The sequence below is a fragment of the Nocardia colli genome (assembly GCF_008704205.1).
Classification (GTDB): domain Bacteria; phylum Actinomycetota; class Actinomycetes; order Mycobacteriales; family Mycobacteriaceae; genus Nocardia; species Nocardia colli.
Genome location: NZ_VXLC01000007.1, coordinates 1 through 9,969, shown reverse-complemented (window position 1 = coordinate 9,969; position 9,969 = coordinate 1). Strand labels below are relative to the sequence as shown.

Sequence of the window (9,969 nt, the reverse complement as noted above, 5' to 3'; positions counted from 1 at the left end):
CACAACATCCGAATCAAGACCCCATCGGGTCCGGGCATTGTCCGGTTTGTTCGCCGATGCTGTTGATTTCGGCGTTCGAGCGCGGGTCGTTGCTGTAGTTGATCTGGTCGGTGCATTTCGCGGGTGAGGTCGGCGGGGGCTGTGGTGGCGGGCATTGTCCGGTTTGTTCGCCGATGCTGTTGATTTCGGCGTTCGAGCGCGGGTCGTTGCTGTAGTTGATCTGGTCGGTGCACTTCACCGGCGCGGCCGGCGCCGGTTGTGGGGTCGTGGAAGCCGCTGGTGGCGGCGGCGGAGTGAGGGATTGCGGTCTTCCCGGCGTCGGAGTTCCCACGCCGGGCGCCGGGGCAATCCGGGTGGAGGTCGGCGCGGGCGCACTCGTCCTCGGTGCGGAAATACTGGTTGTCGGCATGGTTGTGCTGGTACCGGGAACGTCGGCACCCTTTCCGCACCCGGTCGCCAATTGTGCGAGTGCCGCCGTGGCAAGCACGCCGAGCATCACTTTCGCACGAAACATCTGTCCCTCCATTTCCATTCCGGCAGTGCTAGGGCCTGCTCATGGCGACGTGGGCGAGGCAAGCTCTCGCCACTCCCGCAGCGCCCGCCCCGGATCCACGTGTACAGCGCTCACACAGTCGAAGATAGATCAGACAACCGACCACCAGCCTGGGCCTAACAGGCCCAGGCTGGGCGCATCGCGGTCATATTTCACACAATTCGCGCAGAGTTGCCTAGGACTGACCGGGCGAGGCACATTCATTCGGCAGCGTTTAACCTCGGGCAGACGGGTGGGTTTTCGGAATTCGCGTCAGAGCTTCCCATAGCGAAGGCGAACTTCCCCCGGACCACCGATTCGGCGTATCGCTAGGTAGTTCATCAGCAGCCGAGCACTACGATCGGCATCGGCCTGCCGGCCTCCGCCTCGAAATCGTCGAGCTGTGAGCCCAACTGTCGCACCTGCTCGGCGATTCGTGCGCGATCGACGCCTTCGGTGACCACGGCGGTGGTCTCGATGCGCTCGATGCGTCCGTCCGCACCGGGACGTTCGAGCACCACGGACGGGTTCGCCACCAGGTTCTTGAACCACTGGGCGTTCTGCGGCCCGCGCAAGAAGCCGCTACCACGGCCTAGGCCACTCTCGATCGCCGCTCATCGCGCCTCCGGTAGCGCGAAATTCCCCGATGACATTCCGGTTCACAACCCGAATGTCTTTCGGCACAGACATGTTCATCTTTTCGCTATCCGGAGCACGAAGGCGCGGGCAACTACGGCTGAGCGGCGTGTGGGCTCAGTGCTTCGCTCAGGAAATCGGCCCATTCGAGTAAGGCAACCGCTGCGGCAGGTACCACCGCGGCTTGGCCCTGCGCGACGTGCCACAGCCCGTGGCTTTCGGTGAACCGCACTCGAACGTCCGCCGCGTCGAGTGCGGCAAAGAGTTCGACGCATTGCTCGTGCAGCAGTTCGCTGACGTCCACCTGCAGATAGGTTGGTGGCAGTCCAGCGAGAGTGTCGCGCAAGGGTGCATAACCCTCGATATCCGCAGGATTGTCACCGAGATAAGCGGCAGCGCAGACCTTTGCCCACGCCTTGGTGATGACCAGGTCACTCTTGCCGTCGGGATTCAGATTCGGATCCACCCACGGTGCTATCAGGCCGAGCGCGGCCGGTGTGAGGCCGTGCCGGGCGATCAGGCGCTGCGCGGTGGCCAGGGACAATCCGCCGCCGGCCGAATCACCAGTGATCGCAATGCGATTCGCGGGGGTGCCACCCTCGGTCAACTCGAGAAACGCGGCCTCCGCGTCATCCAATGCCGCAGGGAATGGGTGCTCCGGCGCCAGCCGGTAGTCCAAAACATAGAAGGTACAACCGGTTTCCAGTGCCAACGCCGCCACGAGCGGACGATGCGTCGCGGGCGAGCCGAGAGTGTAGGCACCACCGTGCAGGTACAGTACGGTGCCCGCACCGGCACCGGTGCTGAGACGCTCGGCGGGCCGCCCGCCCAGGTGCAGTTTCTCGACCTTGACTGCGGCGGGCACCGGTGCCGCAGCAACCTTTTCGAGCAGCCGTCGTTGTGTCCCCCACGACAGATGCCTGTTGAACGTGACCCGGTAGGTCAGTCTCAGCATTGCCTTGATCACCGGCAATGGCGGAACGAAGTTGCCCATGATTTCAAACTCTCCATCAGGTAGGACGCGGCGGTGCACCGTAGTCAGAAGCGTCGGTCGCAAGCTGGATCTGGAAATGCCCACCAGGACAACGGCACTCACCCTAGCCACCCCCGGGGCACGCGGCCGAGGTCGCTGGGTAGTGCACCCACAAAGATCGAAGATAGATCAAGGATGGGCCGCCGGCCTGGGCCAATTAGTGCCAGGCTTGATGTCCGCCGTGGCTTCGCCGTCTTCAGTACCCGTGGTAAGCCGCATCACGGCACCGGCCGCAGCCGCGCCTCGTGCTGCCCGGGCCAGGCTGGGGTTCTCCGGATTGAACGAGGTCATGGGGACACCGCGTGCGGGAGAGCAGCGAAGGCCGCCAACGCCTTTGCCTTGGAGGGCGAATCGATGACGCTGATGCAACGCGGCGCCGACCTGTTCACTTCGGTGCTGCGCCGATCGGGCGTTGAATCCGCAGTGGACTAACTGGCCCCAGAGGTCGTACGGCCCCGACCGCCAGGAAAGTCCAGCCGCCCGGCAAGGACAACTTCCCGCGAGTGCAAGGAGGAACCATGGTGCCCGATCGACCTGTGCTCGAGGTCACCGACGCCGAACTCCGTGACCTGCGAGCGCGGCTGGCCGGCACGCGCTGGCCGGCTCCGTGGCCGGTGACCGGCTGGTCGGCGGGAACCGATCCCGATGAGCTGCGGCGACTGGTCACCTACTGGGCAGCCGGCTACGACTGGCGTGCGCACGAAGCCGCCATCAACGCACTGCCGCACCACGTCGCCGACATCGCCGGGACGCCGGTGCATTACCTGCGTTTCGACGGCGAGGGTCCGGACGCGCTGCCGATCATCCTGACCAACGGGTGGCCCAGCTCGTTCCTGGAGTTGACCGGCTTCGCCCAGCGACTGGCCACCCCGTCCGAGCACGGCGGTCGCGCGGCGGACTCGTTCACCGTGATCGTCCCATCGCTGCCAGGATTCGCCTTCTCCCCGCAACGGCCTTCGCTCACGGATCCCGTACAGACCCACGAACTTTGGCACTTGCTCATGCGCGACGAACTGGGTCTGGCCCGGTACGGTGCGCACGGCACGGACCTGGGCGCGGGCATCACCTCCCGGCTGGCCGAAGCCCATCCCGACGCTTTGGTGGGTATCCACCTGACGGCCATCGCCAGCCCGGTCGCCTACGACGACGAGAGCGTCACCGCGCAGGAACGCGCCTACCTGGACTCCGTGACGACCTGGTCGACGAACGAGGGCGCCTATCAGCACCAGCAGAACACCCGCCCGGTCACCTTGAGCTACGGACTGGCCGACTCGCCGACCGGGCTGCTCGCCTGGCTGATCGAGAAGTACCGCGCGTGGAGCGACTGCGGCGGCGACCTGTCCTCGCGGTTCAGCGACGACTTCCTGCTGACCCAGGCGTCGCTCTACTGGTTCACCAACACCATTTCGACCTCGTTCCGGCCGTACTACGAGTACAGCGAGCACGTGACGCGCAGAGTCGAGCGGGTCGAGGTCCCCACCGCCCTGGCGCTGTTCCCGGCCGACCTCACCCTGCCGCCGCGCAGCTGGGCCGAGCGCACCTACAACATCACGAGGTACACGGAGATGCCCCGCGGTGGTCACTTCCCCGCATACGAAGAACCCGCGCTGCTGGCGCCCGACCTGACCGACTTCTTCCGGCCGCTGCGGTGACAATCGGTGCCGATCGCGGCGGGCACTAGTGCTCGTACTCGGGGCTCGACAACCGTAAGGCCTGGCTCAGCGCGTCGAGAACCGCGATCGAGGGGCGTGCCCTGCCCTGTTCGAGCCGCTTGATGTAGTCGGCGGAGACTCCCGCCAACCCGCCCAATTCCTCACGTCGCAAGCCCGGGGTGCGCCGCCCGGGGGTGGATCCGGGACCCGCCAGGGCAGGCGACATTCGCTGCCGCCCACCGATGCGGGGTGCACGGTGTTGTTTCGAGCAGCCCACCACGTACGTCGCCATCGATCGTTTCTTCCGCGGGGGCGTCGACACACTCACCGCCGGTGACCATCTCCGCGGCGGCCTGTCCATCTGGGAGGTGATGGCCCGGTTCGTGATGGTGTTCAGCGAAGGTTTCTCGGTCTACGTGGGACTGATTGGGCCAGGCAAATTTCTTGGGCGGTGTTTAGCGTCGTGATGACGGGCGGGTTTCGGGATTCGTATAGGGCTTCGGTTGGAGCGTGCGAATTTCGGTCCGTGCGTCGGCGTGATTTCTGAGCTTATCGAGAGGCAATCTGATGACCAGTTCGTCGTCGTACCGTGGTGTGTTGCTGGTGCACGGTGCGTGGCATACCGGCAAGGCGTGGGACGGTGTCGCGGCCGAGCTGCGTGCGCGTGGTGTGCCGGTGGCTGTGGCCGAGCTGCATCGTGGTTCGCTGGCCGCCGATGTCGCGGCGGCCGAGGCGGCGTTGGACGAGATTATGGAGTTCGGCCCGGCCATCGTGTGTGGCCATTCCTACGGTGGCGCAATAATTTCCGGTCTTCCGGAGGCGAAGGTCGCTCACCTGGTGTATCTGGCCGCGGTGATGCCTGATATCGGTGAGAGCGCTCTCGGGCTGCTCGCCGGCGTGCCAACGGGCGAACTCAGTGCGGCGATGGTGGGTGATCCGTTCGGCACCACGTCCCTCGATCCGGAGCGTGCGGGGATGTTGCTGCATTCGCACCTGGACGAGGAGCAGCGTGCGGCTCACGTCGCTGAACTCGTGCCACAAGACATGGCGGCCGGGCATGAGCCGGCGACGAGCGCAACGTGGCGATCGCGGCCGAGCACATACGTTGTCTGTAGCGACGATCGCGCCATGGATCCGGATCTGCAGCGTCGTTTCGCCGATTTCGCGACGCATACGGTGACCTGGGACAGTGATCACGGAGCTATCGCCTCGCACGAGACCGACACCGTCGAACTGCTGTTGCGCCTCGCGGCTGTCACCCCGGAATCTCTACTCGCCGCAAACCCGACCCGAATCGACAAGACCGACCACACCACGCACATCCTGGTGCTCGGCGGCGGCATCGTCGGCCTGACGGCCGCCATGCTGCTCGCCCGCGACGGGCATCGAGTCACGTTGCTGGACAAGGATTCTGGAAGCGCGGGCAGCGAGCCCGAAAGCGCGTGGGAGCAGTGGCGGCGACCGGGCGTCAACCAGTTCCGGCATCCGCACCTGCTCCTGCCCGGCGCGTATCGCTTGCTGGTGCGGGAGCTGCCCGATGTGATCGAGGCGCTCACGGCGTCGGGCGCGCGCCCGCACAATATGCTCGACGGAACCTACGAGGTGGCCGCCATCGGTGGCCGAGTGCCCGGTGATGAGCGGTTCGGCACCCTTGCCGCGCGCAGGCCGGTCATCGAGGAAGGGCTCGGTGTCGCCGCCGCCCGAACCCCTGGACTCACGGTTCGTCGTGGCACGCCGGTGACCGGATTGCTGGCAGACGGCGCGGCGGGCGGGGTGCCGCGGGTGGTCGGCGTGCTGACCGGGCACGGTGAGGAGATTCGCGCGGACCTGGTCATCGACGCGCTGGGCCGTAACTCGCCGATGAGCAAGCTGCTGAGCGATATCGGCGCGACCGAACCCGCGCAGCAGCGCCAAGAGACCGGGTTCCTCGGATATAGCAGGTACTTCCGCTCCGCCGACGGCTCGCTGCCCGCGCAACTGGCCTGGCCGCTCGAGCATCACGACAGCCTCACCGTGGTCACCATTCCCGGGGACGCGGGCACCTGGGCGGTCGCGATCTTCGTCTCCGGCCGTGATCGCGCACTGCGCGCGCTGAGCGATCCGGCGACCTGGCAGCGCGTCGCCGCGCTGTATCCCAATATGGCGCACTGGGCTTCGGCAGGTGAACCGATCACCGGCGTGCTCGCCATGTCCGGGATCGAAGCCAAACATCGCAGCCTCGTCGTCGACGGCCGACCGGTGGTGACCGGCCTGGTGAGCATCGGAGATGCCTGGGCGACCACAAATCCCATCTTCGGTATGGGAATCACGATGGGCATGTTTCATGCGGAGCTGTTGCGTGATGTGGTGCGCGAGTTGGGCATCGATGACAAAGAGAAGCTGGCGTCGCGGTTCGACGAGGTCACCGACGCGACGCTGAAGCCGGTCTATCAAGGTGTAGCCGACTGGGACCACCACCGGCTCGCCCAGATCGACGGTGACATCGCAGGTGTCGCTTACGAAACCGACGATCCGGAGTGGAACCTGCGGCAGGCGATGGAGGCGGCCAAGCTGAGAGATCCGGAGGTGATGCGCGGCCTCAGCGATATCGGTGCCATGCTGCGTGGCGCGGACGAGGTCCTGGCCACACCGGGGCTGCTGGATCGGATCATCGAGCTCGGTGCCGGAGCTGCCCGCTATCCGGAGCCGGGGCCGTCCCGTGCCGAGCTGCTGGCAGTGCTCGGGGGCGAGTGATGCGTTTCGAGACCACCGGCATCGAACTCGAGGTGCAAGTCAGCGGGTCGGGCCCGAATGTTCTACTGGTGCACGGCTATCCGGACACGCACGAGGTGTGGCGACACCAGGTGGCCGCGCTGAATGCCGCAGGGTATCGCACCATCGCCCCCGATCTGCGTGGCTTCGGTGCCTCGGAAATGCCGGTAGAGCTGGCGGACTACGAACTCGATCACTATCTGGCGGATCTGGTCGGCCTGCTCGACGAGCTGGGCGTGCAGCGTGCTCACGTGGTCGGACACGATTGGGGCGCGTCGCTGGCTCAGCTGCTGGCGGGGGCGTACCCGGATCGGGTCACCAGCCTGACGCTGCTGTCGGTGGGGCATCCCGCCTCGATGGTGGACGCTGGTCTGCGGCAGCGCGAAATGTCGTGGTACTTCCTGCTGTTCCAGTTCCAAGGCATCGCCGAACGCTGGCTCGCGCAGGATGATTTCGCCAACGCCAGACAGTGGCTGGCCACCCACCCCGACCTCGATGAGGTGATCGAGCGGATGCGCGATCCACAAGCGCTGAGCGCCGGCCTCGGACTGTATCGCACCGGGGCCGGACCACAGTCGCTCGTCGAGCCACCCGCGCTACCGCCGATCCATGCACCGGTGCTCGGCGTTTGGAGCAGCGAAGACAGGTACCTCACCGAGGAATCCATGACCGGCACCGAAAAGCATCTCAGTGGGTCGTGGCGGTACGAGCGGCTCGACGGAGTCGGGCACTGGCTGCAACTGGAGGCGCCGGACAAGGTCAACGAGCTGCTCCTCGGCTTTCTGTCCGGGTAATGGGCCGGACTGCACAGGACGACGGCCGCGGTGCCGGGCCGGAGAGCGGCACGGAAATTGACCGGCCGATGACGCGTACACCGGTACCGCTGACGTTCTTCTGCGTCGGCATTGTCGTCGCGGATCTGGAGCAGGGCGTCCATCGACTGTCCGCCGGGCTCGGGGTCGAGTTCACCCGGCCTGCAACGGTATTCGGGTTGAGCATCGCGGTATCGCGCACCGGGTCGCCCCATTATCAGCTCATCCAGGCAACCGGCGACGACGGCCCGTTCGCGACGGCGGACACCGATCGGGCCCGGTATTACGGCTGCTGGGAACAGAATACGGAGCGTCGTCTGGCCCAGCTGGCGGCCAGGGGAGTGGTGGTCGAGTGCGTGCTGCGGGAGTCGTCGCAAGCGTCGCCCTCGGCCGTCATCACCGGTCCTGATCTGGCTGGTGGCCGGATCGCGTACGTGGCCACACGGCTCCGGCCTGCCATCGAGGAATGGGCTCGTTAACCAGTCGTCGCTTCGGTGTGAGCGACCGACGCTCACATCGATCACTTCAACGCTCGCCATATGACAACCGCTTCGTAGGAAGTACAGGAGACAGCATGACCACGAAGGACACCGATATGCCCGCAGAGAGCGCGCCGGCACCAGCGCCCGTCGCTGTGATGTCACAGATGCTGGGTGGGTTTCAGGTATCCCAGGCGCTGTACGTTATCGCCAAGCTCGACATAGCGACTTTGCTGGACGACGGGCCGTTGAGCCTGGACGAGCTGGCTCGCCGGACCGGAGCGCATGCCGGCGTTCTCCGGCGTCTGGTGCGGACGCTCGCGTCGATCGGGGTGTTCGCCACCGACGGTGATCTGGTCCGCACCACCCCGCTGGGTGCGGTCCTGTCCCGGCGCCATCCGGCGTCGTTGCATGCGGTCGCGCACTTCTGGATGGAAACGCACTACCGCCCGTTCGGCGAACTGCTGCGCACGGCGCGCACCGGTGAGACGGCAGCGACCTATCAGCTCGGTGAGCACTTCTTCAACTGGATCGCCGCGGACCCGGATCGCTCCGCACTGCAGAGCCGGGCGATGGCCGAAGTCACCGCGGGGCTTCGGGCGGGGATGTTCGACAGCTACGAACTGCCCGACGGTGCGGTGGTCGCGGATATCGGCGGTGCGGACGGCGCGGTGCTGCTCACACTGCTGGCGCGGCACCCCGGGCGCCGGGGCATCGTCTTCGACCTGCCAGGGGTAGTTCCCACGGCCGAAGCACGCATCCGCGAGGCCGGACTTGCCGATAGGGTTGTGACATCGGGTGGCGATTTCTTTGCCGAGGTGCCCGAGGCCGATATCTATGTCCTCGCCTACATCCTGCACGACTGGGACGATGCTTCCGCCCTGCGCATCCTCGGCTCCATCGCGGCCGCCGCGAAACCCGGTGCGCGCCTGTTGATTGTCGAAGGCATCGTTCCCGAAGGCGACGTCGCGCACCTGACGAAAATGGTCGACTTGACGATGCTCGCGGTGAACACCGGTGGCGAGCGGACCGCCGCAGAGTATCGAAACCTGTTGAGTACCGCTGGATTTACCCTCGACAGTATCGTGAACACACCCAGCCCGTTCTCGATCATCGAGGCAACTCTTTGAGCCGAGTACTTGTGTGCGGTGTGGTTTCGGGTAAGCGGGGCATGTCGGACACGGTGGCCAGCGCGCTGGTGCTGATCGGGGTGAACTGAACGATCAGCGCTGCGGTGGCGGCCTCGGGGAGATGTCGCGGGCGTGCGTCCGTATGGGCCAGGCCGGTGTCGAGCATGCGTTGTTCGAGGTCTGTGAGGAACTGATTCAGCTCGGTCGCCGACAGCGGTCGTTGAAACGAGACGAGCATTGTGTGTGCCTTCATCGGCCCGTTCCTCCTCGTTCGGCCGGCGGTCCGGCACGGCAGTCCGAGGCCAGCACACAGGGCGATCGTCGTGGTGTCCAAGGCCCGAGGGTTATGGCGGCATGCCTACCGGGCATGGCCGCTGATCTGACATGCTGAACGCGTGTTGCCAGAGATCGAGTTGAGACACTTCCGCTATGTTCTCGCCGTGGCCGAGGACGGCACGTTCACCGGAGCGGCAACGCAATTGGGAATTACCCAACCGGCGCTGTCCCGAGCGGTCCGGGCATTGGAGACCACGCTCGGGACGGAACTTTTCGTGCGGGACCGGCACGGCGTGACGCTGACCGATGCGGGCAGGGCGTTGGTCGACGACGCGCGCGTCGTCGACGATGCCGCGCGGGCGGCCGTCGCCCGGGCCACCGCGCCGCGTTCTGCGGTCCGGCAGTTGCGGGTCACCGCACGCGGTTGTGATATCGAGGCGCTCGAGACCGTGGTCGTCTCCTACAACGCCATCCACCCCGATCGCGTCCCCGCGCTGGCGGTGATGGTGGACGGGCCGGCGCAGGTGGCGGAGGTTCGCTCCGGTGTGACCGACGTATCTTTGGTCCGCTCACCGATGGACTTGCATGGCCTCGACAGCGAACTGTTCCGCGCCGACCCCCGTGTCGCGCTGCTGCCGAACGCTCATCCGCTGGCCACCCGCCGGGTG

At 66.1% G+C, this 9,969-nt stretch carries 10 protein-coding genes; 6 read left to right on the top strand and 4 right to left on the bottom strand.

All coding sequences use genetic code 11. The features are described from left to right. Nucleotides 1–873: 873 nt before the first annotated feature. Together F3087_RS18985 and F3087_RS18980 are read right to left on the bottom strand one after the other, a co-directional pair. Entirely contained in the window at nucleotides 874–1,107 is a 234-nt protein-coding gene (locus tag F3087_RS18985; RefSeq protein WP_191094043.1) for a nitroreductase/quinone reductase family protein, read from the bottom strand. Between the two features lie 155 nt (nucleotides 1,108–1,262). Beyond that, entirely contained in the window at nucleotides 1,263–2,162 is a 900-nt protein-coding gene (locus F3087_RS18980; protein WP_150403342.1) for an alpha/beta hydrolase, read from the bottom strand. Nucleotides 2,163–2,719: 557 nt separating this feature from the next. On the opposite strand from F3087_RS18980, the gene F3087_RS18975 reads away from it, so the two are divergent. Further along, nucleotides 2,720–3,853 (top strand): epoxide hydrolase family protein, encoded by a 1,134-nt coding sequence (locus F3087_RS18975; RefSeq protein ID WP_191094042.1) that lies wholly within the window; start codon nucleotides 2,720–2,722, stop codon nucleotides 3,851–3,853. 25 nt (nucleotides 3,854–3,878) lie between these two features. Here the strand turns inward: F3087_RS18975 and F3087_RS18970 are convergent, their stop codons facing one another. Beyond that, nucleotides 3,879–4,145: a helix-turn-helix domain-containing protein gene (locus tag F3087_RS18970; protein ID WP_223885196.1), complete on the bottom strand. Its 267-nt coding sequence runs from the start codon at nucleotides 4,143–4,145 to the stop codon at nucleotides 3,879–3,881. Nucleotides 4,146–4,420: 275 nt separating this feature from the next. Between F3087_RS18970 and F3087_RS18965 the strand changes: the two genes are divergently transcribed. The 4 genes from F3087_RS18965 to F3087_RS18950 all read left to right on the top strand — a co-directional run bounded on the left by F3087_RS18965 (nucleotide 4,421) and on the right by F3087_RS18950 (nucleotide 9,025). Continuing rightward, on the top strand, nucleotides 4,421–6,586 hold the full coding sequence (locus F3087_RS18965; protein WP_150403337.1) for an alpha/beta fold hydrolase: 2,166 nt from the start codon (nucleotides 4,421–4,423) through the stop codon (nucleotides 6,584–6,586). Beyond that, nucleotides 6,586–7,398, top strand: a complete 813-nt coding sequence (locus tag F3087_RS18960) for an alpha/beta fold hydrolase (protein ID WP_150403336.1) — start codon at nucleotides 6,586–6,588, stop codon at nucleotides 7,396–7,398. Before F3087_RS18965 ends, F3087_RS18960 begins: the two co-directional genes overlap by 1 nt. A gap of 68 nt (nucleotides 7,399–7,466) precedes the next feature. After that, complete coding sequence (locus tag F3087_RS18955; protein WP_191094041.1) at nucleotides 7,467–7,895, top strand: VOC family protein; 429 nt, start codon at nucleotides 7,467–7,469, stop codon at nucleotides 7,893–7,895. Nucleotides 7,896–7,990: 95 nt separating this feature from the next. Beyond that, nucleotides 7,991–9,025, top strand: a complete 1,035-nt coding sequence (locus F3087_RS18950; protein WP_191094040.1) for a methyltransferase — start codon at nucleotides 7,991–7,993, stop codon at nucleotides 9,023–9,025. Here the strand turns inward: F3087_RS18950 and F3087_RS18945 are convergent. After that, the gene (locus F3087_RS18945; protein WP_150403333.1) at nucleotides 9,006–9,278 is read right to left on the bottom strand and encodes a hypothetical protein; all 273 of its coding nucleotides are present in this window, start codon (nucleotides 9,276–9,278) and stop codon (nucleotides 9,006–9,008) included. The genes F3087_RS18950 and F3087_RS18945 overlap by 20 nt on opposite strands. Before the next feature lie 142 nt (nucleotides 9,279–9,420). Here F3087_RS18945 and F3087_RS18940 point away from each other — a divergent pair. Then, nucleotides 9,421–9,969: LysR family transcriptional regulator (locus F3087_RS18940; protein WP_223885195.1), on the top strand; the 549-nt coding region annotated here is incomplete at its 3' end.

Coding starts and splice junctions, on each gene's coding strand:
- F3087_RS18980 (WP_150403342.1), bottom strand. CDS start 2,162: ATGGGCAACTTCGTTCCGCCATTGCCGGTGATCAAGGCAATGCTGAGA.
- F3087_RS18975 (WP_191094042.1), top strand. CDS start 2,720: ATGGTGCCCGATCGACCTGTGCTCGAGGTCACCGACGCCGAACTCCGT.
- F3087_RS18955 (WP_191094041.1), top strand. CDS start 7,467: ATGACGCGTACACCGGTACCGCTGACGTTCTTCTGCGTCGGCATTGTC.
- F3087_RS18950 (WP_191094040.1), top strand. CDS start 7,991: ATGACCACGAAGGACACCGATATGCCCGCAGAGAGCGCGCCGGCACCA.
- F3087_RS18970 (WP_223885196.1), bottom strand. CDS start 4,145: ATGGCGACGTACGTGGTGGGCTGCTCGAAACAACACCGTGCACCCCGC.
- F3087_RS18960 (WP_150403336.1), top strand. CDS start 6,586: ATGCGTTTCGAGACCACCGGCATCGAACTCGAGGTGCAAGTCAGCGGG.
- F3087_RS18965 (WP_150403337.1), top strand. CDS start 4,421: ATGACCAGTTCGTCGTCGTACCGTGGTGTGTTGCTGGTGCACGGTGCG.
- F3087_RS18945 (WP_150403333.1), bottom strand. CDS start 9,278: ATGAAGGCACACACAATGCTCGTCTCGTTTCAACGACCGCTGTCGGCG.